The organism is Paenibacillus sp. lzh-N1 (assembly GCF_002872435.1).
GTDB classification, from domain to species: Bacteria; Bacillota; Bacilli; order Paenibacillales; family Paenibacillaceae; genus Paenibacillus; species Paenibacillus polymyxa_C.
Window position 1 is genome coordinate 3,677,134 of record NZ_CP025696.1, and the last position, 21,889, is coordinate 3,699,022.

21 protein-coding genes and 1 other annotated feature are annotated in these 21,889 nt (G+C 47.1%); all 21 genes read left to right on the forward strand.

Features of this window, described 5'->3' with window-relative positions:
- Positions 1 to 2: 2 nt before the first annotated feature.
- The 21 genes from mraY (at position 3) to C0638_RS16860 (ending at position 21,878) form a co-directional block, all read left to right on the forward strand.
- The gene (mraY, locus tag C0638_RS16760) at positions 3 to 971 is read left to right on the forward strand and encodes a phospho-N-acetylmuramoyl-pentapeptide-transferase (RefSeq protein ID WP_013372092.1); all 969 of its coding nucleotides are present in this window, start codon (positions 3 to 5) and stop codon (positions 969 to 971) included.
- 4 nt (positions 972 to 975) lie between these two features.
- Positions 976 to 2,397, forward strand: coding sequence for a UDP-N-acetylmuramoyl-L-alanine--D-glutamate ligase (murD, locus tag C0638_RS16765; RefSeq protein WP_058711730.1), 1,422 nt, complete (start codon positions 976 to 978; stop codon positions 2,395 to 2,397).
- A 49-nt stretch (positions 2,398 to 2,446) separates the two neighbouring features.
- The gene (gene spoVE / locus C0638_RS16770; RefSeq protein WP_013372090.1) at positions 2,447 to 3,544 is read left to right on the forward strand and encodes a stage V sporulation protein E; all 1,098 of its coding nucleotides are present in this window, start codon (positions 2,447 to 2,449) and stop codon (positions 3,542 to 3,544) included.
- A gap of 6 nt (positions 3,545 to 3,550) precedes the next feature.
- On the forward strand, positions 3,551 to 4,660 hold the full coding sequence (murG, locus tag C0638_RS16775) for an undecaprenyldiphospho-muramoylpentapeptide beta-N-acetylglucosaminyltransferase (RefSeq protein ID WP_058711731.1): 1,110 nt from the start codon (positions 3,551 to 3,553) through the stop codon (positions 4,658 to 4,660).
- Positions 4,661 to 4,806: 146 nt separating this feature from the next.
- Positions 4,807 to 5,712, forward strand: coding sequence for a UDP-N-acetylmuramate dehydrogenase (gene murB / locus C0638_RS16780; protein ID WP_058711732.1), 906 nt, complete (start codon positions 4,807 to 4,809; stop codon positions 5,710 to 5,712).
- The gene (murA, locus tag C0638_RS16785; protein ID WP_013372087.1) at positions 5,702 to 7,012 is read left to right on the forward strand and encodes a UDP-N-acetylglucosamine 1-carboxyvinyltransferase; all 1,311 of its coding nucleotides are present in this window, start codon (positions 5,702 to 5,704) and stop codon (positions 7,010 to 7,012) included. The genes murB and murA overlap by 11 nt, the downstream gene beginning before the upstream one ends.
- Positions 7,013 to 7,068: 56 nt before the next feature.
- On the forward strand, positions 7,069 to 7,833 hold the full coding sequence (locus tag C0638_RS16790) for a cell division protein FtsQ/DivIB (protein WP_013372086.1): 765 nt from the start codon (positions 7,069 to 7,071) through the stop codon (positions 7,831 to 7,833).
- Between the two features lie 199 nt (positions 7,834 to 8,032).
- Complete coding sequence (gene ftsA, locus C0638_RS16795; RefSeq protein WP_040103330.1) at positions 8,033 to 9,304, forward strand: cell division protein FtsA; 1,272 nt, start codon at positions 8,033 to 8,035, stop codon at positions 9,302 to 9,304.
- Between the two features lie 67 nt (positions 9,305 to 9,371).
- Complete coding sequence (gene ftsZ / locus C0638_RS16800) at positions 9,372 to 10,496, forward strand: cell division protein FtsZ (protein WP_013372084.1); 1,125 nt, start codon at positions 9,372 to 9,374, stop codon at positions 10,494 to 10,496.
- A 192-nt stretch (positions 10,497 to 10,688) separates the two neighbouring features.
- A complete protein-coding gene (gene spoIIGA / locus C0638_RS16805) occupies positions 10,689 to 11,675 on the forward strand; it encodes a sigma-E processing peptidase SpoIIGA (RefSeq protein ID WP_102163636.1) in 987 nt (328 codons plus the stop codon).
- A gap of 110 nt (positions 11,676 to 11,785) precedes the next feature.
- Positions 11,786 to 12,526: an RNA polymerase sporulation sigma factor SigE gene (gene sigE, locus C0638_RS16810; RefSeq protein ID WP_013372081.1), complete on the forward strand. Its 741-nt coding sequence runs from the start codon at positions 11,786 to 11,788 to the stop codon at positions 12,524 to 12,526.
- A 96-nt stretch (positions 12,527 to 12,622) separates the two neighbouring features.
- On the forward strand, positions 12,623 to 13,405 hold the full coding sequence (gene sigG, locus C0638_RS16815) for an RNA polymerase sporulation sigma factor SigG (protein ID WP_013372080.1): 783 nt from the start codon (positions 12,623 to 12,625) through the stop codon (positions 13,403 to 13,405).
- 117 nt (positions 13,406 to 13,522) lie between these two features.
- On the forward strand, positions 13,523 to 13,867 hold the full coding sequence (locus C0638_RS16820) for a YlmC/YmxH family sporulation protein (RefSeq protein WP_199771179.1): 345 nt from the start codon (positions 13,523 to 13,525) through the stop codon (positions 13,865 to 13,867).
- 82 nt (positions 13,868 to 13,949) lie between these two features.
- Complete coding sequence (gene pgeF / locus C0638_RS16825; RefSeq protein ID WP_013372078.1) at positions 13,950 to 14,834, forward strand: peptidoglycan editing factor PgeF; 885 nt, start codon at positions 13,950 to 13,952, stop codon at positions 14,832 to 14,834.
- Positions 14,835 to 14,842: 8 nt separating this feature from the next.
- A complete protein-coding gene (locus C0638_RS16830; protein WP_013372077.1) occupies positions 14,843 to 15,544 on the forward strand; it encodes a YggS family pyridoxal phosphate-dependent enzyme in 702 nt (233 codons plus the stop codon).
- Positions 15,535 to 15,987, forward strand: a complete 453-nt coding sequence (locus C0638_RS16835; protein WP_013372076.1) for a cell division protein SepF — start codon at positions 15,535 to 15,537, stop codon at positions 15,985 to 15,987. Before C0638_RS16830 ends, C0638_RS16835 begins: the two co-directional genes overlap by 10 nt.
- A gap of 7 nt (positions 15,988 to 15,994) precedes the next feature.
- A complete protein-coding gene (locus tag C0638_RS16840) occupies positions 15,995 to 16,252 on the forward strand; it encodes a YggT family protein (RefSeq protein ID WP_013372075.1) in 258 nt (85 codons plus the stop codon).
- Positions 16,253 to 16,260: 8 nt separating this feature from the next.
- Entirely contained in the window at positions 16,261 to 17,043 is a 783-nt protein-coding gene (locus C0638_RS16845; RefSeq protein ID WP_058711735.1) for a YlmH family RNA-binding protein, read from the forward strand.
- Positions 17,044 to 17,215: 172 nt separating this feature from the next.
- Complete coding sequence (locus tag C0638_RS16850) at positions 17,216 to 17,725, forward strand: DivIVA domain-containing protein (RefSeq protein WP_013311075.1); 510 nt, start codon at positions 17,216 to 17,218, stop codon at positions 17,723 to 17,725.
- Positions 17,726 to 17,896: 171 nt separating this feature from the next.
- Positions 17,897 to 18,176 (forward strand) — a binding site (T-box leader).
- 79 nt (positions 18,177 to 18,255) lie between these two features.
- Entirely contained in the window at positions 18,256 to 21,345 is a 3,090-nt protein-coding gene (ileS, locus tag C0638_RS16855; RefSeq protein ID WP_058711736.1) for an isoleucine--tRNA ligase, read from the forward strand.
- A 185-nt stretch (positions 21,346 to 21,530) separates the two neighbouring features.
- Positions 21,531 to 21,878 (forward strand): DUF5665 domain-containing protein, encoded by a 348-nt coding sequence (locus C0638_RS16860; RefSeq protein ID WP_025676451.1) that lies wholly within the window; start codon positions 21,531 to 21,533, stop codon positions 21,876 to 21,878.
- Positions 21,879 to 21,889: the final 11 nt, after the last annotated feature.

Sequence of the window (21,889 nt, forward strand, 5' to 3'; positions counted from 1 at the left end):
CCATGGATATTCAATTATTACTGCTGACGATCGTCGTATCGTTTATACTGGCGGTCATTGCCGCTCCACTGCTCATTCCGCTGCTGCGGCGAATGAAATTCGGCCAGCAGGTCCGGGATGACGGGCCACAAAGCCATCTTAAAAAGATAGGTACGCCTACAATGGGCGGTATCGTAATCTTGCTGGCTTTTACGCTGACCTTTCTAAAGTTTTCAGCTATCAAAAATACGGACTTTTACGTTCTGCTGGTTGCTACGCTCGGTTTTGGGCTGATCGGCTTTTTGGACGACTATATTAAAATTGTATTCAAACGCTCGCTCGGTCTGACGGCGCGTCAAAAGCTGTTCGGGCAGTTATTGTTTGGCGCGATTATGTGCTGGCTTCTGATTAGCAATGATCACAGCACGGCAATCGGCATCCCGGGCACCTCATGGTCATTTGATTGGGGAGGTTGGTTCTACTATCCGTTCATTATTATCATGATGCTGGCGATCAGCAACGCTGTCAATTTTACAGATGGGCTGGACGGGCTGCTGTCTGGTACAAGTGCGATTGCATTTGCTGCTTATGCCATTGTGGCGATTCAAGCAACCTCGCTTCCAGCTGCAGTTTGCGCAGCGGCCATGATTGGCGCTGTACTTGGTTTTCTCGTATATAATGCTCATCCTGCCAAGGTATTTATGGGTGACACAGGCTCGCTGGGAATCGGCGGAGCCATTGGTGCCATTGCCATTGTTACGAAAAGCGAAATTTTGTTCCTCATCATCGGTGGTGTATTCGTGATTGAAATGCTGTCCGTGGTCTTGCAGGTAGCTTCCTTTAAAACCCGTGGCAAGCGTATTTTCAAAATGAGCCCGATTCATCATCATTTCGAGCTGTCCGGCTGGTCCGAATGGCGCGTAGTTATTACATTCTGGGCTGTAGGACTGCTGTTGGCAGGACTTGGACTTTATCTCAACAAGGGGTTGTAGACAAATGAATCATCCAGACGCATACCGAGATCAGGAAGTTGTCATTATCGGTCTGGCCAAAAGCGGCGTACAAGTTGCCAAGGTGCTACATCAGGCCGGGGCCAAGCTCACAGTCAATGATAAAAAAGATAGGGAACAATGTCCCGAAGCTTCTGAATTAGAGGCTTTGGGAATTTCCGTTTTATGCGGGGGTCACCCGGAAGGGCTGATTCATCCTGGAGTGAAACTGGTTGTCAAAAATCCAGGAATTCCTTACACGGCCCCTCCCGTACAGAAAGCTGTCGAGCTCGGCATTGAGGTCGTGACCGAGGTTGAGGTCGCCTACCATCTATGCAAAGCTCCGATTATCGGAATTACTGGCTCCAACGGAAAGACGACCACGACCACTTGGGTGGGCAAGTTGTTGGAGGCATCCGGCATGAATCCGATCGTGGCTGGTAATATCGGTACGCCATTATCCGAGGCGGCTGTGGACGCCAAGTCGGACGAGTGGATGGTTGTGGAGCTGAGCAGCTTTCAGTTAAAAGGAACAAAGGATTTCAAGCCCGCTGTAGCCTGTTTGCTCAATGTAGCTGAGACCCATTTGGACTACCACGGAGGTATGGAGGACTATGTTGCATCGAAGGCACGTCTATTTGCCAATCAAACAGCGTCGGATACCGCAGTGGTGAACTGGGATGATCCCGTCTGCCGGGAGCTTGTGCCCTATATTCAAGCGAAGCTGCTTCCTTTCTCAATGACGGAACGTTTGCAGGAAGGGCTGTTCGCTGACCCGCCATACATACCGGATGTGACGGATGATATTGAAAGAAACATCGTATACCGTGATGGAAATGGGGTACTGCATCCCATTATAGGCGTGACCGATATTGGGCTTCCGGGTCGTTTTAACGTAGAAAATGCTCTAGCTGCTTGTGCAATCGCCATTGCCGCAGGCGCAGAACCAGCAAAATTAGCGGAACCATTAGGCTCTTTTCGCGGTGTAGAACATCGGCTTGAATATGTTTTAGAACACGGTGGAGTAGCTTATTACAACAATTCCAAAGCAACCAATTCGAAAGCGACAATGATGGCCTTATCTTCCTTTAAGCAACCTATCGTACTCATTGCCGGAGGATTGGATCGTGGCTCTGATTATGCGGAGCTTGTACCATCCTTGCAGGAAGGTGTGAAAGCTGTTGTACTCTTAGGTGAGACACGGCATAAGCTGGCAGATCGGGCTCGTCAGGCTGGAATAGAGCATGTCAAGGTCGTCGATAATGGGGAGGATGCCGCCGCTACGCTCGTGGAGGCTGTAAACAAGGCAGCTCAATTTGCTGAGACGGGAGATGTGGTATTACTCTCACCCGCTTGTGCAAGTTGGGATATGTTCCAATCCTATGAAGAGCGTGGACGTATTTTTAAAGAGGCGGCGCATAAATTGTAAGTAGGGGGGTTGGATAAGCCCCTACTTTTATGCAAGGGGTGGCCTCCTGATGAAGCAATCTCGTCCGGCGCCAGATATATGGCTTTTCGTCTGTATTGTAAGCTTGTTAGCCATCGGCATGGTTATGGTATACAGCGCGGGCGCCGTCCTCGCTTTTCACGAGTACGGGGACTCCTACTATTTTGTTAAACGACAATTGCTGTTTGCGGGGCTCGGCCTTGTAGCCATGTACTTTACTGCCCGAACGGACTATCGGATTTGGCAGAAATATGCCAAGGTCGTATTGTTGATCTGTCTGGCTCTACTGGTTGCCGTTTTAATTCCTGGCATTGGTGTAGTAAGAGGCGGAGCACGAAGCTGGCTCGGTATTAGCTCTTTTGGCATTCAACCTTCCGAGTTTATGAAGCTGGGTATGATTCTTTTTCTCTCTCAATGGCTCAGTCGTCCTGACTATGATATTAGCTCTTTTACGCGCGGGCTGTTGCCTCCGCTTGGGCTCATGGGACTGGCCTTTGGGCTCATCATGCTCCAGCCTGATTTGGGCACAGGCACGGTAATGATGGGAGCATCCATGCTGATCGTATTTACGGCAGGCGCGCGTATGAAGCATCTTGGTCTACTGGCCTTGTCGGGGGCAGCGGGGTTTGCTGCACTGATTGCAGCTGCCCCTTATCGACTCCAGCGTATTACCGCATTTCTGGACCCTTGGTCTGATCCACTTGGCGCGGGTTATCAAATTATTCAATCGCTATATGCTATTGGTCCTGGCGGATTGGCAGGCTTGGGGCTCGGCATGAGTCGGCAAAAATATAGCTACGTTCCTGAGCCACAGACGGACTTTATCTTTTCCATACTGGCGGAGGAGCTTGGTTTTATCGGTGGAATGACGGTGCTGGGGCTTTTTTTGGTCCTTGTTTGGAGAGGGATGCGTGTCGCTATTACCATCCCGGACACCTATGGCAGTTTGCTTGCGGTAGGTATTGTCGGAATGGTGGCGGTACAGGTCGTTATTAATATTGGTGTTGTTATCGGTCTAATGCCGGTGACAGGAATAACACTGCCCTTAATCAGCTATGGAGGTTCTTCATTGACCTTAATGCTAACTGCTCTGGGCATTTTATTAAATTTATCACGTTATGCGAGGTGAACGTTTATGCGCGTCGTGTTGAGCGGCGGCGGTACTGGAGGGCATATTTATCCAGCGCTGGCCGTAGCCAGACAGTGCGAAGAAATAGATCCGGACGCTGAATTTTTATACATTGGCGGTCAACGAGGACTCGAAAGTAAATTAGTTCCTCAGGAAAAAATTCCATTTGAGGCTATTGATATCACAGGATTTCGTCGCAGCTTGTCTGTAGAAAATATAAAAACAATCATGCGCTTTTTCAAAGGAGTTCGCAGGTCCAAAGCATTATTAAAGAAATTTAAGCCAGATATCGTTATTGGCACCGGGGGATATGTATGCGGCCCTGTCGTTTATGCAGCTTCCAAGTTGGGAATACCCAGCATTATTCATGAACAAAATGCGATTCCTGGCTTGACCAATGCATTTCTGAGTCGCTATGTGGATACAGTGGCTGTTAGCTTTGAAGGCTCGGAAGGAGCTTTTCCTAAAGCTAAAAATGTACTTTACACTGGGAACCCGCGTGCTACAACAGTTCGTTTGGCTAACCGGGATCGAGGATTTGCTACGATAGGGGTTCCGATGAACAGCTCGGTGGTCCTGGTGGTTGGCGGCAGCAGAGGGGCGAAGGCCATTAATGATGCCATGATAACAATGGTTCCGCAACTTTCGGAACTGAAAGACGTCCATTTTGTATATGTGACCGGCGAATCTTACTATGAGCAAACGCTGGACAGCATACGAAATCAGATCGGCTCATTGCCCAATCATCTACACGTGCTTCCCTATATTCACAATATGCCTGAGGTACTGGCTTGTACCTCTTTAATTGTTAATCGCGCAGGTGCGTCCTTCTTGGCAGAGATTACATCGCTCGGCATTCCGTCCATTCTGATTCCATCACCCAATGTGACGAATAACCACCAGGAGGCTAATGCTCGTACACTTGAAAAGGCAGGGGCTTCTGTCATGATTACAGAAAAGGAATTGAGTGGCCCGGCTCTGTTTCAATCTATAGCGGAAATTATGAAGGATGAGGCAAGGCGGAGCCGGATGGCGGAGTTGGCATCTGCGCTTGGCAAGCCTGACTCAGCAGATATTTTAGTAAAAGAAATGGAGCGTCTTGCCCATAAAAGGTAGTCCGCAGCGCAGATTTGGGCGGTTGTCACACACCGGACGGTATTTACATAGGATACCCTATAGATTGTGACCATCACCCAGGCTGCCGGTTGTTAGGTGAGAGCCTTATAACGATGCGGGGCAAGCAACAAGGAGGTTTCAGTACAATGCAGCAATGGATGCCATTATTAGCGGAGCATGATATCGGAAAAGTGCTGGAGCATGAACCGCTGTCCAAATATACGACCTGGAAGATCGGAGGCCCTGCGGATGCTCTTGTGATCCCGGATAGCAAAGAGCAATTGGCAAGGATTTTGAAGCTGGCTAGCGAGCACGGAATTCCCTGGATGCAGTTGGGGCGGGGCTCCAACATGCTCGTCTCTGACAAAGGGATTCGGGGACTGGTGATCAAGCTGGGACCAGGCTTTGATTATGTTCGTTTTGAGGATGAACAGATCGTTGCTGGTGGAGGCGTTTCACTGGTCAAACTATGTGTTATGGCTAGCAAGCAGGGTCTGTCAGGCCTTGAGTTTGCTGGGGGGATTCCAGGATCGGTCGGTGGGGCTGTCTACATGAACGCCGGTGCCCACGGGTCTGATGTGTCACAAATATTCCAGTCCGCTGAGATTGTGCTGGATACAGGGGAATTGGCTGTGTACAATGCCGAGGATATGCATTTTAGCTATCGTCACTCCGTGCTGCATGAGCAACGTGGAATGGTGACAGAGGCAGTGTTCCAGATGAAGCGGGGGGACCGAGAGGAAATCTCAGCAGCGCTTGCGGCTTTTAAAGACCGCCGTAGGCTGACCCAGCCGCTACAGTTAGCTTGTGCAGGAAGCGTGTTCCGTAATCCACCAGGAGACTATGCTGCCCGGCTTATTGAAAGCGCAGGTCTTAAAGGTTTGAAAGCGGGAGGCGCTGAGGTATCTGTACAACATGCTAATTTCATTGTAAATACCGGTCAAGCGACAGCAGAGGACGTGCTTACCCTAATGAAGCATATTCAAAGTACAATATCATCTCAAACCGGCATCAAGCTAGTTCCGGAGGTTTTCGTAGTGGGTGAGCGGTAAACTCGGAGGTGATACATTGGACAAATTGGTGATTGAGGGAGGCCGTCCCCTGTCAGGCACCATACGTATCCATGGGGCGAAAAATGCGGCACTACCTATTCTTGCAGCAAGCTTGCTTGCACAAGGTAAGGTGGAAATTCGGAATGTCCCCCATCTTTTAGACATTAAGGTCATGCTGCATATCCTAGAAAGACTTGGTTGCACATGCCGACATGAAGAGGAAACGGTATATGTGGATACATCGTCCGTCCGAACGTTCCAAATTCCTGAGGATTTGATGAAGCAAATGCGGTCATCTATCTTTCTAATGGGACCGCTGCTCGCCAGATACGGAGAAGTTTCCATTTACCAGCCCGGAGGCTGCGCCATAGGCGAGCGCAAAATAGATCTTCACCTGGAGGGCTTAAAAGCCCTTGGCGCAGAGATCGAGGAGAAAGACGAGCAAATTACGTTTCGAGCCCGCAAGCTGATCGGCTCGGACATCCACATGGATTTTCCGAGCGTAGGGGCAACAGAAAATATTATGATGGCTGCCGCGCTGGCCGAAGGACGAACAACGATTACCAATGCAGCGAGGGAACCAGAGATTCAGGATCTTCAAAACTTTCTGAATGCCATGGGAGCTCATATTATTGGTGCAGGAACAGACACAATTACAATTACGGGGGTCAGTCAACTCAATCCATGTACGTATGAGGTCATTCCTGACCGCATAGTAGCTGGAACAGTTATGATTGCAGCGGCAGCTACACGAGGTAGTGTGTCATTGACACACTGCAATCCTTCCCACTTGTCTGCGCTGATTCACGTCCTCAGGCGGGCTGGTGTTCAAATCGGCATCTTGAATGATATAATGACCGTAAGTTGTATGAGCCGTCCTAAAGCAGTGGAGAGGATCGTTACCTCACCTTATCCGTCATTTCCAACGGACTTGCAATCTCAGGTCATGGTTTTGCTTTCTTTGGCGGACGGCTTCAGTGTCATGAAAGAGACTGTCTTTGAAAGCCGATTTAAGCATGTAGATGAACTGAATGTAATGGGTGCTGATATTACGGTCGATGCGAATGCTGCTTTTATAAGAGGGGTTTCTCGTTTGTACGGGGCTACAGTAGAGGCTACCGATCTGCGGGCAGGGGCTGCACTGGTTATAGCCGGTCTAGCCGCTCAAGGACGTACCATTGTCGAGCAGGTTCACCACATTGACAGAGGGTATGACCGGATCGAACGTCTTTTCCAGGGATTGGGTGCCCGAATGAGCCGTCAGTCTCCGGTGCCCGAGCAACTGGATTTCGTAAATTAATGCCTGTAATGTCCCTCCTTTAACGGGGGGACAAAAGGCTTTTGTGGAGAGAAGCTATGCCAAATGCTCAAATACCTGTTCTTAAAAAGAACAGAACGAAAAAAAGAACAAGCCGGAAGATTGCTATTCTTCTCATTTTGTTGTTTATTGTACTACTCGCTGTTCTCTTTTTCCGTTCTTCGTTGAGTCAGGTTTCTGAAATTCGTTTTGATGGTAATGTATTTTCGACCCGGGAGCAACTTCTTAATCGAAGTGGTCTCGCTGTCGGAGATCAATATTTCGGAGTCAGTTCATCCGACGTCTCTGAGAAGCTGCGGGAAATTCAGTCAATTCAGCAAGTCACAGTGGACAAGCAGTTTCCGGGTATCATTACGATTCACATTAAAGAGTTTGCTACGGTAGCTTACGAGTTGCAAAGCGACGGTAGCCTGCGTGCTATTCTAGCAAATGGGACAAGCGTGGGCGTAGGAAGTAGTGGGATAGCGGTTGAAAAGCCTATTTTGACTAAATGGAAATCAGATGATCCCTACAAAGCGAAGCTGTGTGATGCTTTATCACGCATTCCGGGAGAATGGACAGCTGATATTTCGGAAATCATTCCCGCACCGATTCCTTCTTTTCCAGACCGTATAAAAATGTACACGCGTTCCCAATTTGAGGTTATTACAACCGTTTCATTGTTGAACTCTAAAATCAGCTATTTGAACCAGGTGCTAGAAACAGAAGATCCTGGTGTGATCACAATGCTGGAGGCGGATTCCTACGTTCCATTCAAACCCGATACGAGCGAAGAGGGCCAAGAAAAAGATACTACTCAGTGATGTGAAAAAATGCTAGAATTGATTTTATGGGTAATAGACTTGCCTCCTTCTTTTTTCTTCAAATTTTTATGTGACTGCAACCATAAATTGGCTTCTAAAAAATTTGTAGAAAAAAGAGGGAAAGCATGGAGTATGTTGAATATGTACAGAGTGTGTTTGAAGAACGAAATTCATTTTGGAGTCAGGAGGTGCCACAGACTTGAGCAACAATGACATCATTGTTAGTTTGGACATCGGTACATCCAAAGTTCGGGCTATTATTGGGGAAATGAATAATGGAACCTTTAATATTATTGGAGTTGGATCTGCCGACTCGGAAGGGATTCGCAAAGGTGCAATTGTAGACATTGATCAAACCGTGCAATCAATCCGTAACGCCGTGGATCACGCAGAACGCATGGTTGGTATTCAAATAACAGAAGTGTATGTGGGGATTTCAGGCAACCATATTGGTCTGCAAAATAGTCATGGCGTAGTAGCCGTGTCCAACGAGGACCGTGAAATCGGCGAGGAGGACATTGAACGTGTACTGAAGGCAGCAGAAGTAATTGCCGTACCACCGGAGAGAGAAATTATTGACGTGGTAGCCAAGCAGTATGTCGTAGATGGCCTTGAAGGAATTCAGGACCCTCGTGGTATGATCGGTGTTCGTCTCGAAGTAGAGGCTACGATTGTTACTGGAGGCAAGACCCCAATACATAATCTGTTGCGCTGCGTTGAGAAAGCCGGCCTGAGGATTAAAGATCTCGTCTTGTTGCCTCTTGGAGCTGGACAGTTGTCTCTTTCGAAGGATGAAAAGGTGATGGGTTCCGTGCTGGTGGATATTGGTGCAGGTTCTACGAATGTGGCCATTTTCCAGGAAGGAACGATTGTTGCTACATCAACACTCCCCATCGGCGGAGAATTTGTAACCAATGATATTGCCTACGGACTGAGAACCCTTACCGATCAAGCTGAAAAAGTAAAACTCAAATACGGCTGCGCTTGGTATGATGATGCAGCAGCCGATGTCGTCTTTAAAGTGACCCGTATCGGCAGTAATGTAGATAAGGAGTTCAACCAACAGGATTTGGCTGCTATTATTGAGCCGAGAGTACAGGAAATTTTTCAACTCATTCAGGCGGAAGTTAAGCGCTTGGGTTACACAGAGCTTCCGGGGGGTTATATACTTACCGGAGGCACCGTCTCCATGCCTGGTGTACTTCAGGTGGCACAAAGCGAACTGGCCGCTTCCGTAAGGATCGCTGTACCTGATTTTATCGGTGTAAGGGATCCGGGATATACGAGCGGAGTTGGTATTTTGCATAATGCTATCCGTTACTATCGCGGGAGATCGACTAGTGTTAGCAACAGTGGCGGTAGTACCAAGAAGCCGACTAGCCGAACCAAGAGCAGCAGTCCCGTTGCGGAAGGCGAGCAAAAGCAGGGGTTGATTGAACGCTTAAAAAATATGTTCAGTGAATTTATATAACGTTCATTGCTAATTATGCCAATCATGGACGGGCCATCCATGCACATTGAGGGGGAGATGGAATAGTATGTTGGAATTTGATTTTGAAATGGAGAGCTTGGCTCAAATTAAAGTGATCGGCGTCGGAGGCGGCGGCAGCAATGCAGTTAACCGAATGATCGAAAATGGAGTTCAGGGTGTAGAGTTCATTACAGTCAATACAGATGCCCAGGCGCTTCACTTGGCGAAGTCTGAGCACAAGCTTCAAATTGGCGATAAGCTCACTCGCGGTCTGGGTGCCGGGGCTAACCCTGATGTGGGTAAAAAAGCGGCTGAAGAGTCGCGTGAGCTTATTATGAATACGCTCAAAGGCGCGGATATGGTATTCGTAACTGCCGGAATGGGTGGCGGTACAGGAACCGGAGCGGCCCCTGTCATTGCTGAAATTGCTAAGGAATGCGGTGCGCTGACTGTAGGCGTGGTAACCCGACCATTCACATTTGAAGGGCGTAAACGCTCCAATCAAGCTGAACTTGGCATTGAGGGATTGAAAGAAAAAGTAGACACCTTGATTGTAATCCCGAATGATCGCTTGCTTGAAATTGTGGACAAGAAAACCCCAATGCTGGAAGCATTCCGTGAAGCGGATAATGTTCTGCGTCAGGCCGTACAAGGTATTTCGGATTTGATCGCTGTACCGGGTCTGATCAACCTTGACTTCGCTGACGTAAAAACGATCATGACGGAGCGTGGCTCCGCGTTGATGGGGATTGGCGAAGCAACGGGTGAAAATCGTGCGGCTGAAGCAGCGCGTAAGGCTATCATGAGTCCGTTGCTGGAGACATCCATAGAAGGTGCGCGTGGTGTCATTATGAACATCACTGGCGGCACCAATTTGTCTCTATACGAGGTCAATGAGGCGGCTGAAATTGTAACATCAGCTTCCGATCCGGAAGTGAACATGATTTTCGGTGCCATCATTGATGAAGACTTGAAAGAAGAGATTAAGGTTACCGTGATCGCCACTGGTTTTGAAGGTAAGCCGAGCCAGCCAGCACCGGGACGTAGACCAGCAGCTAACCCAGCGGCTTCCGAAGCAACGGAAAAGTCCTCTCCTAACTTGCGTCCATTCGGTAACACTCAAAGCAGTGACCAATTGGATATTCCGACATTCTTACGTAACCGTTCACGCAATAATAATAACGATAACTAGTTTGAATTTAGAAAGCCCGCATTCTCCTTGGAGATGCGGGCTTCTTTCTGTTTTCTCCCGCATTCCACACGGCCAGTGCTTCTCCTCTTTCCGACAAAATTAGTCGGACACCGTCCCCACCGTTAGACAGACTTTGAAGCGTATGACTACTATACTTAAGCCTATCCTGCAAAATGCTGGGCGGGTGAATCCTTGGTTGTTTATATCGATTTGATTTTCTTGGCCAATTTGTTTATTGATGCTGTGTTGCTAATGTTCACCGCCTGGATGAGAAAGATCCGACCCGTGTGGTGGCGATTAATGACTTCAGCTGGAATTGGCGCAATGTACGTGGTCATGATGTTTGTGCCGGAGCTGTCATTTTTGTTTACGTTTCTAATCAAGCTGGCCTTATCGGTCATTATGCTGCTGGTGGCCTTTGGTTTTGGCAGCATGCAAAAGTATCTTCGTACAATGGGTGCCTTTTACATGATCAATTTTGTAGCAGCAGGTGGCATTTTGGGGATGCATTATTTTCTCCAGAATACGGGGGATTTGTTTAATGGCATCTGGTATACCGCATCAGGTGGAATGTCTTTTGAATTAAAAATCGCATTCTGGTTTATTTTATGCGCATTTGGCGGAGTGATGCTCTTCTTTCGTATTGTGCAGTCCTCAAAGCAGCGTACAGAAAGGATGAGTGGCTTTTTGGGGCAAGTACAGGTGTGGATTGGGCAGGATCATATTGAGTGTACAGGCTTGTTGGATACAGGTAACCAACTGCATGATCCTTTGACCCGAACCCCAGTAATGGTGATGGAGGCGGCTTTGTGGGAATCGTATTTACCCGCCTCTTGGCTCCAAAAATGTTCTGAGGGTAATGCCGATCAACTAGTGATGGATCTGGGGGAGGAATCGTTCAGCTGGCAGGATCGTGTTCGTCTCGTCCCTTATCGTGGAATTAACCGAAGTCATTCCTTTATGCTCGCACTCAAACCAGATCGAGTAGAGGTGGTGATGAATGGGGTTCATTTTGTACATCATCGAGTGCTGATTGGCTTAGACGGGGGGAAGTTGTCGGCAGAGGGCAAATATCGTGCCATCATCCACCCAGAAGTGACGGCACACGAAGAGGGGGAGGCTGATACAAACCTAAAACGAGAAGCATATGCTAGAGACCATTTTACAGAATCAGGATAATGAAGAAGAGCGTAGGACAAGGTTTAAAGACGAGGAGAAACATTCAATGCTGGAATGGACGGAGCTCAGTAAGACTTAACTTGTACTATTTTCAAAAGGGGGAGAATGATATGAGGGAGCAAATGAATTTAAAAATGAAATTTAGGCTAGCATGGCAACTGCAATATTATCGTATTTTATTTTTATTCGGGCTGAAAAGTGAAGAAATTTATTATATTGGCGGTAGCGAGGCGCTCCCCCCTCCATTGACAAGAGACGAGGAAGAGTATTTGCTTGGAAAGCTTTCTTCTGGAGATGCAGCAGTACGGTCGATGCTAATCGAGAGAAATTTGCGGTTAGTTGTGTATATTGCCCGTAAATTTGAGAATACGGGCATCAACATTGAGGATCTCGTATCCATCGGTGCTATTGGGCTGATCAAAGCGGTGAACACTTTTGATCCGGAGAAGAAAATCAAACTTGCCACCTATGCATCCCGATGCATTGAGAATGAGATTTTAATGTATTTGCGTCGCAATAGCAAAACGAGAACGGAGGTTTCTTTTGATGAGCCTCTGAATATCGATTGGGATGGTAATGAGTTGTTGCTTTCCGATGTGATGGGAACGGAAAATGATACCATTTATCGTAATATTGAGGAGCAAGTAGACCGTAAATTATTGCATAAGGCACTGGATAAGCTGACGGATCGAGAGCGTTTGATTATGGAACTTCGCTTCGGTTTACAAGACGGAGAAGAGAAGACACAGAAGGATGTTGCTGACCTGTTGGGTATATCGCAATCGTATATTTCGCGTCTGGAAAAACGAATTATAAAGCGCTTACGAAAGGAATTTAATAAAATGGTATAATGCTTGGAGATATCCGGAAGCGATGGAAACGGCGAATAAAAAAATGACCTCAGGAGATAATGTACATTAATGTTGCTCCTTGGGAGGTAAGACACGATGACCCGAAACAAAGTGGAAATTTGCGGTGTGGATACCGCTAAACTGCCGGTATTAACCAATGCAGAAATGCGCGAGCTGTTCACATCACTTCAGCAAAATAATGAACGATCAGCCAGAGAAAAATTGGTCAACGGCAATCTCCGGCTCGTCCTGAGTGTGATTCAGCGTTTTAACAATCGGGGGGAGTTTGTGGACGATTTGTTCCAGGTAGGATGCATCGGCCTGATGAAGGCGATTGATAATTTTGACCTTTCGCAAAACGTAAAGTTCTCCACTTATGCGGTGCCGATGATCATCGGAGAGATCCGCCGTTATTTGCGGGATAACAACCCGATCCGTGTGTCCCGTTCGTTGCGGGATATTGCATATAAGGCGCTTCAGGTGCGGGACAGTCTGACAAATCTGAACTCGCGGGAACCAACGATTTTTGAAATATCAGAAGTGCTAAATGTGCCTAAAGAAGATGTTGTGTTCGCATTGGATGCGATTCAGGATCCAGTTTCGCTGTTCGAGCCGATATATCACGACGGGGGCGACCCAATCTATGTGATGGATCAGATCAGTGATGACAGAAATAAAGACGTCTCATGGATTGAGGAAATCGCTCTCCGGGAAGCGATGCATCGCCTGGGCCAGCGTGAAAAGATGATATTGTCTATGCGTTTTTATGAAGGAAAGACGCAAATGGAGGTTGCCGACGAAATCGGTATCTCTCAAGCCCAGGTTTCGAGATTAGAGAAGTCGGCTATACAGCAAATGCAAAAACATGTAAAGTCCTAATGAAATGAACAAAATGTTTGAATGATTCAGTGACAAAAACGATCCCGTGCGGATCGTTTTTGCGTTTGTAGGACATTTTTTGGGCTCTTCCACTCATATAGTGAAATAAAGGATGTGATGCGTGTGAATGCACCGGAAACGTCAGTAAGAGCCATGAAAATTTCCGAATTTCAAACCAAGGATGTTATTAACATTGTAGATGGACGACGTCTGGGACAAATCAGTGATCTGGAGATCGACGTAAGACAAGGGAAAATTGAAGCTATTGTGGTTCCGGGGAGTAGCCGGTTTATGGGCTGGTTTGGAGGGGGGAGTGAATTGGTTATTCCGTGGTACAACATTGTGAAAATTGGCTCGGATGTTGTGCTTGTTCGACTGGAGGGATTGCATGAGCCGCCGGATGAAAGGGAGGAAAAAGCGTATATCGAACGTCAGGAGCGGAATGACCGACGGGTCTTTTGAACAGGAGGGACACGTAATTTAGTATGTTGTGAAGACACAGAGGCGGCTTTTTGGTACACTGGGCAGTAGAGGTGAGAACAAAATGGAACCGTTTATAGTGAATACCGAGGCTACAGGGACTACGCCCATGCAAGATGGCAGACGTCCCGTGCCGGAGTTGTTATATATTCAATCTTGGGAGCGACAGGTTCAGGGATTAACAGCAGGGTTTACAGGGCGTCATGGCGGTGTCAGTGAAGCGCCATACGATAGTCTGAACTGTGCGTTTCATGTAGGGGATGACCCCGAGAAAGTCATTCGCAACCGCCGATTAATTGCTGAGCAGCTTGGTTTTGCTGCTGAAGCGTGGACGTGCGGCGAGCAGGTCCACGGTAATCATGTTGCTGTTGTCCAGGCTGCTGATCGTGGGCGAGGCTTTATGGATCGTGCATCAGCTTTTCAGGACACAGATGGACTTTTGACGAATATACCAGGCATTTTGCTGACGTCCTTTTATGCGGACTGTGTACCCCTATATTTTTGTGATCCCGTGCATCGTGTGATTGGGTTGGCGCATGCAGGCTGGAAGGGAACAGTGGCGGAGATTGCGTTGAAAATGGTACAGACCATGCAAACTGAATATGGATCTCAGCCGTCCGATATATTAGCAGCTATTGGTCCTTCCATTGGTCCTGAATCCTATGAGGTAGATGAGCATGTGATGAGCCAAATTCGGGTTTTAGAGCATGATTGCCCGGGTAATGATAAATGGGAAGGTTCTGTTTATTTCCCCTTAACGGGCGGAAAAACACTACTTGACTTGAAACAATGCAATCGACACATTATGATGAAAGCAGGAATATTGCCGAGCCATATCGAATGTACTACCTTGTGCACGAGTAGCCGTAGCGATTTGTTTTTTTCATATCGTAAGGAAGGCGGCGTTACAGGAAGAATGGCGAGTTGGATTGGTCTGGAAGAGAGGTGAGTCCTCCCGTGTCTTTGGAGGAACGAATTAAAGAAGTTAACGCCCGTATCGAAGCGGCATGTGCCCGTAGCGGACGTTCGCGTGATGAAGTAAATGTGATCGCTGTCACGAAATATGTTTCGGCGGCGGCAATGGCATCCGTATTGGATAACGACTTGGAGCATGTGGGCGAAAATCGCTGGCAGGATGCTGCAGATAAATGGAGCAAGTTGGGTGACCGGGGAACGTGGCATTTTATTGGTCATCTCCAAACGAATAAGGTTAAAGATGTAATTGGAAAATTTAAATTTATACATTCGCTTGATCGCTTATCGCTCGCTCAGGAATTGGATAAGAAGGCAGCCGCTTTGGGACTGCGAGTCAAAGCTTTTGTGCAAGTCAATATTTCTGGGGAAATTTCAAAATACGGCTTATCCCCCGAGACGGTCGCCCCTTTCTTGGAACAAATTCGCGAGTTGGAACATGTGGACGTAATCGGCTTGATGACCATGGCTCCTCATGAGGAAGACCCAGAACATACTCGACCTGTGTTTCGAGGATTGCGTGAACTGCGTGATCGGTTAAATGGACAAGCCTTGACTAGAGAACCTATCGTTCACTTGTCTATGGGGATGTCCAATGATTTTGAAGTGGCGGTTGAAGAAGGAGCGACCTGGTTGCGGCTTGGTTCCGTACTGGTCGGACGAGAGGAGGATTTTCAGTGGGCGTAATGAATAAGTTCATGAACTTTCTGGGGCTTCAGGAAGAAGAGGAAGTTATAGAGCGAGAGGTTATGAATACGCCGGAAGATCAAGAAATTGAAACCCCAAGCTTTGATAAACGTAAGAACCAGAAGGGCACGAATGTTGTCAGCATCCATTCACAGAAAAATGTGAAAGTTGTTCTGTATGAGCCGCGTTCTTACGATGAAGCACAGGAAATCGCCGACCATATCCGTTCACATCGCACCGTCGTGGTTAACTTGCAACGAATTCGCAAGGATCAGGCGCTACGTATCATTGATTTTTTGAGTGGTACTGTGTATGCACTGAGTGGCGGCATTTCGAAGGTCGGTAACAATATTTTTCTGTGCACACCGGATACGGTTGAAATTCAAGGCTCCATTACGGAGATACTGGCTGACACTGAACAAGAACTTAACAGAATGAGGTGAGCTTTTCTTGATCGAGGTAATTTACTGGTTATTTCAGATTTATTCGTACATGATCATTGCATATGTCCTGCTGTCATGGCTTCCTAATGCCAGAGAGAGTGTGATCGGTGATTTACTTGCCAGGTTTGTGGAGCCGTATTTGTCTCCTTTTCGCAGGTTTATACCGCCAATCTTCGGGATGATTGATATTTCACCTATCGTAGCGCTGATTGCTTTGCGTTTTGCATCGTACGGTTTGATTTCTTTAATTGGTAATTTCGTCTAGGAGGATTTATGCGAACTGAGATTTATGAGCATTTTCACCCGGATGAACGGGATTATGTGGATCGTGCTTCCGAATGGATCAGTCATGCGGGAGCTTATCATGAGCAGAAGCTGACTGATTTTTTGGATCCGCGACAACAGTACATATTGGAGACACTTGCTTCGAAGGAAGACAAGGTCACGATTAGGGTAGATGGCGGATATACGGCTTCGGAACGAAAGCGGGCGCTGATTGCGCCCGATTATTCGTATTTGGACGATGAGGAAATGGGAATTCAAGTCCTTTCCATCTCTTCTGATGATCATAAAATCAATACCCTTGAGCACGGCGATTATCTGGGTGCCATTTTGGGGCTTGGAATCAAGCGTGGAAAAATCGGGGACATTCTCGTGCTGGATGATGGGTGTCATGTGTTGGTGGCATCAGAGATCGGAGATTTTATAACCATGCATTTGCAGCAGGTACATCGTGTTCATGTTTGGACAGAACTGTTGCCAGTAGCAAGTCTCCGAACGAAGGAAGTTGCATTAGAGGCGATGGATCTGACGGTCGCTTCTTTGCGTCTGGACGGGGTTGCCGGTGACGTCTACAAATTGAGTCGCAGTAAAATATTAACACCGATTCGAGCGGGACGATGTCGGGTAAACTGGAAGGTGGAGGAGAATCCATCTACTTCACTTAAGGTTGGGGACGTTATTTCCATGCAGGGATTTGGGCGTTTCAAAGTGCTTGAAACAGACGGGATGACAAAAAAGGGTAGATTCCGTGTCAAAATTGGTAAGTTTGTATAGCTGTAGGCAGGATTCATGAGCTTTCTGTCGAAAGAATTAACCTATAGCGAAGAACTGGAACGATTTTGCTCTGTACAGTATTCACAAAACGGGGTATGATGACCGATAGATGATAATGAGCGTCGTGACGCGGAAAATGAATTTTTTGTCAATCTTATAGGAGGTGGACGGCATGCCATTAACGCCATTGGATATACATAATAAGGAATTTGCCCGCCGGCTTCGCGGTTATGATGAGGATCAGGTTAATGAATTTTTGGATCAGGTGATCAAGGATTACGAGGGCGTTATTCGTGAAAATAAAGAACTGAGCACCCAGTTGCTGAACGTACAGGAGAAGCTCGATCATTTTGCGACGATTGAGGATACACTGAGTAAGACAATTATTGTCGCGCAGGAAGCAGCTGATGAAGTTCGCAACAACGCCAAGAAAGAATCTCAACTGATCGTGAAGGAAGCGGAAAAAAATGCGGATCGTATTGTGAACGAAGCATTGTCCAAATCCCGCAAAATCGCGTTGGAGGTTGAAGAACTGAAGAAACAGGCTTCAATTTACCGAGCACGGTTTCGTACATTGGTGGAAGCACAGCTTGACTTGTTAAGCCAAGATGGCTGGGAAGCACTTGAAAACCGGGAACGCGAAGTGCTGGAGCGCGAGCGTGAAATGAAAGAAATTTACTGATTGTGATTTCTGACAAGCTTTTCATTAGGTCTTGTTAGGGTTGACTTTTATCTTTAAACAGGCTATAACTGTAAATACTATACTGAATTCAACGATTATCCGTCTATTGGTTGATGGTTGTTATTCAAAGGCAACGATGTTGCTGGTTTAATATTCGATGAATTTAACATGTTTAATTCGTTGATGGGAACGAGTACGTCATGATTTGTCCCTCAGAGAGTTGGCCTTCCGGTGCAAGCCAACGTTCAGAACATGACCGAAGATCCTCCCGGAGAAGTGAGCTGAAGCGCTTAAATTTATGGCGTGTGTAAGCAATCACCGTTTGCCATGCGTTATAATGGCGCCCTGCTGAAGTTGAGTAGGGCTCAGAGAGTCGTGACAAGATCGTCTTCTTTAGACTGGTCTAATTACGGAATCAGGGTGGTAACGCGAGCACAGTCTCGTCCCTTTTACAGGGATGGGGCTTTTTTTGTTGCTTTTTTTAAGTGCGCTAGAACAATTAATGATGAGCAGAGAGGAAGTATGACGTTATGAACAGAGTGGATGTTAAAGAAAAAGCACGGTCACGTGACCTACGCATCCTGAGCAAATGGAAACAGGAGGACACGTTCCGTAAATCCATTACCAATCGTGAAGGAAAGCCTAATTTTGTGTTTTATGAGGGCCCACCAACAGCTAACGGCAAACCACACATCGGTCATGTGCTGGGTCGCGTAATTAAGGATTTCGTCGGCCGCTATCAGACCATGAAGGGATATCGTGTTGTACGTAAGGCGGGTTGGGATACGCATGGCCTGCCGGTAGAACTGGGTGTGCAAAAGCAACTGGGGATCTCTCACAAGCCTGAAATTGAAGAATACGGTGTTGAGAAATTTATTAAAAAATGTAAAGCGAGCGTGTTTGAATACGAGCAGCAGTGGCGCGATTTAACCGAAGCGATCGGATACTGGACAGACCTCGATCACCCATACATTACCTTGGACAATAACTATATCGAGAGTGTATGGAACATTTTGGCGACGATTCATGAGAAAGATCTGCTGTATCGTGGTCATCGTGTGAGTCCGTACTGCCCGGATTGTCAGACAACACTAAGTTCCCATGAAGTAGCACAGGGCTACAAAGATGTAAAGGATCTGAGTGCCACGGCCAAATTCAAGCTGCATAGCAGTGGTGAATATGTACTGGCCTGGACGACAACACCTTGGACCTTGCCGAGTCACGTGGCGCTCGCCGTCAACCCTGAGCTGGAATACGCACGTGTGAAGCAGGAAGATGGGGTATACATCGTTGCTAAAAATCTTGTTGAGACCGTAATTAAAGGTGATCATGAAGTGATTGGCACGCTATCGGGTTCAGAACTGGTAGGCCAAACCTATACCCCGCCATTTACTTATTTTCAGGTGGAGAAAGGTAACCAAATTCTGGGTGCCAAGTTCGTAACAGATTCCAGCGGTACAGGTATCGTTCATATGGCCCCGGCACATGGTGAGGATGACTATCGCGTATGTCGTGAAAATGGCGTTGGGTTTATCAACGTAGTGGATCTCCAAGGTAACTATGTAGCTGAAATCACTGATTTTGCAGGCCGTTTTGTGAAAGATTGCGATGTAGATATTGTGAAAATGCTGTCCGAAAAAGGGTTGCTGTACAGCAAGGAAAAATACGAGCATAGCTATCCGTTCTGCTGGCGCTGCGATACTCCATTATTGTACTATGCGATGGACAGCTGGTTTATCAAAACAACTGCGATCAAGGATCAACTGATTGCTAACAACAGCGAAGTTGAATGGTACCCGGGTCATGTACGCGAAGGACGCTTCGGTAAGTTTTTGGAGGAACTGGTGGATTGGAACATCAGTCGCGATCGCTATTGGGGTACACCGCTCAATATCTGGGTTTGTGAGGAAACTGGAGAACAGTTCGCACCCCATAGTATTGCTGAATTGAGAGAACGTGCAATTGGGGATGTACCAGCGGATATCGAGCTACACAAACCTTATGTAGATGATATCAAGGTTCGTAGCCAATGCGGTAAATACGAAATGACTCGCACACCGGAAGTCATCGATGTATGGTTCGATAGCGGCTCTATGCCGTTTGCACAGCATCACTATCCTTTTGAGAATAATGAAACGTTTGAGCAGCAATTTCCGGCAGATATGATCTGTGAAGGGATTGACCAGACTCGTGGCTGGTTCTATAGCTTGCTTGCGGTTTCGACGATGCTGACTGGCAAAGCTCCTTACAAAGCTGTCATGGCAACAGGCCATGTACTGGATGAGCAGGGGCAGAAAATGTCCAAATCAAAGGGTAATGTTATTGATCCGTGGGAAGTGATTGATGAGTACGGAACAGATGCTTTCCGCTGGGCATTACTGTCCGATAGTGCACCATGGAATAGCAAACGTTTTTCCAAAGGCATTGTAGGCGAGGCTAAATCGAAGCTGGTAGATACGCTTGTCAATACACACGCATTTCTGACTCTGTATGCGGATATTGACGGATTTGATCCGGCACAGCATCCATTCAAGCCATCGGCACACAAGTTGGATCGCTGGATTTTATCCCGTCTAAACAGCCTAATCTTGGTTGTGGATAAAGCATTGTCTGTAAATGACTTCCTGAACTCATCCAAAGCGATTGAGTCGTTTGTGGATGAGCTGAGTAACTGGTATATCCGTCGTTCACGTGATCGTTTCTGGGGTAACGGGCTTACAGAAGATAAGCTGGATGCGTATCGAACATTGACTGAGGTGTTGTTAACGACGGCGAAGCTGCTTGCACCGTTCACACCGCTGCTTGCTGAGGATATTTACCTCAACCTGAGCAATGGGGAAAGTGTTCATTTGGATGACTATCCGTCTGCCAATGAATCCTTAATTGATCTGGAACTGGAACGAGATATGGAAACAGCACGTCGCGTCGTTGAATTAGCACGTAATGTCCGTAACGAAACGGGTTTGAAAACACGTCAACCGTTGTCTGAATTGATTCTGTCTATGGATCAGGATTTTGACCTGAGCGGCTATGAAGAAATCATCAAAGACGAGATCAATGTGAAGAATATTCATGTTGAGACGGATGATAGCGGATTTGTTGATTTTACATTGAAGCTGAATTTGAAAGTAGCAGGCAAGAAATACGGCAAAAATGTCGGATTCCTACAAAACCTTTTCAAAGGAATGTCTGCTGAGGATACTCGTTCTGTTGTAGAAAAAGGAGTGCTGAACGTGGCTTCTCCAGAAGGTGAAGAGTTGCAAGTTACAGCCGAAGAATTGCTGGTGGAGAAAAAAGCAAAAGAAGGCTTCGCTTCTGCTTCTGGCTATGGCTTAACGGTAGCGCTGAACACAGATATTACACCGGAGCTTGAGCAAGAGGGCTGGGTACGTGAAGTGGTTCGCGCGGTACAAGACTACCGCAAAAAGCTGGATCTGCCGATTGAAAAGTATGTAGCATTGACGTTGGATGTAGACAGCGACTTGCGTCAGGCGATCGAAAGCTTCGACTCTGTGTTGCGTGAGAACGTATTGGTAACCACGGTGACATTTGGTCAAGCTGAACCAGCGGAACATGTAGAAGTGAACGGCAAAACCATCGGCGTTCATATTGGGGAATAATTACAAGCCCCCTGTCCCATAATACAATAACAGGCAGCATATAAAAACGAGCCTAAGCATCGGAAACGGGTTTCCTCCGTTACGTGCTTCGGCTCGTTTGCTGCTTTCGGGGCAGCTATGGGAAAAGGGGGATTGTGCATATGACAGCACGGTCAAGGCGCAGACAGGGAAGGAGTCTCCGAGGGATGAACGGAGAAGGGGCCGCCATAGCCTCAGAAAAGGGAATAGCAGGTGAACAGGCAGAGAAACTAAGTCGTGTGGAAAAGCTGGTGCAAGCTGTGTCAGAGCAGATGGAACGAACACGTATTGCAGATTACGCTTTGCTGCTGAATAAGCCTTGGCGATTGCTTTGGCTAAACCTAATATCAGGTGTTTCCCGAGGGATAGGCATTGCGCTAGGGTTTACTTTTTTTGCTGCTACCATTATTTATGTGCTTCAAGTGCTCGGAGCGTTGAATTTGCCGATTATCGGTGATTATATCGCTGATATTGTACGGATCGTACAGCGACAATTAGAGCTTACTACCTACTAGGCGTTTCACTT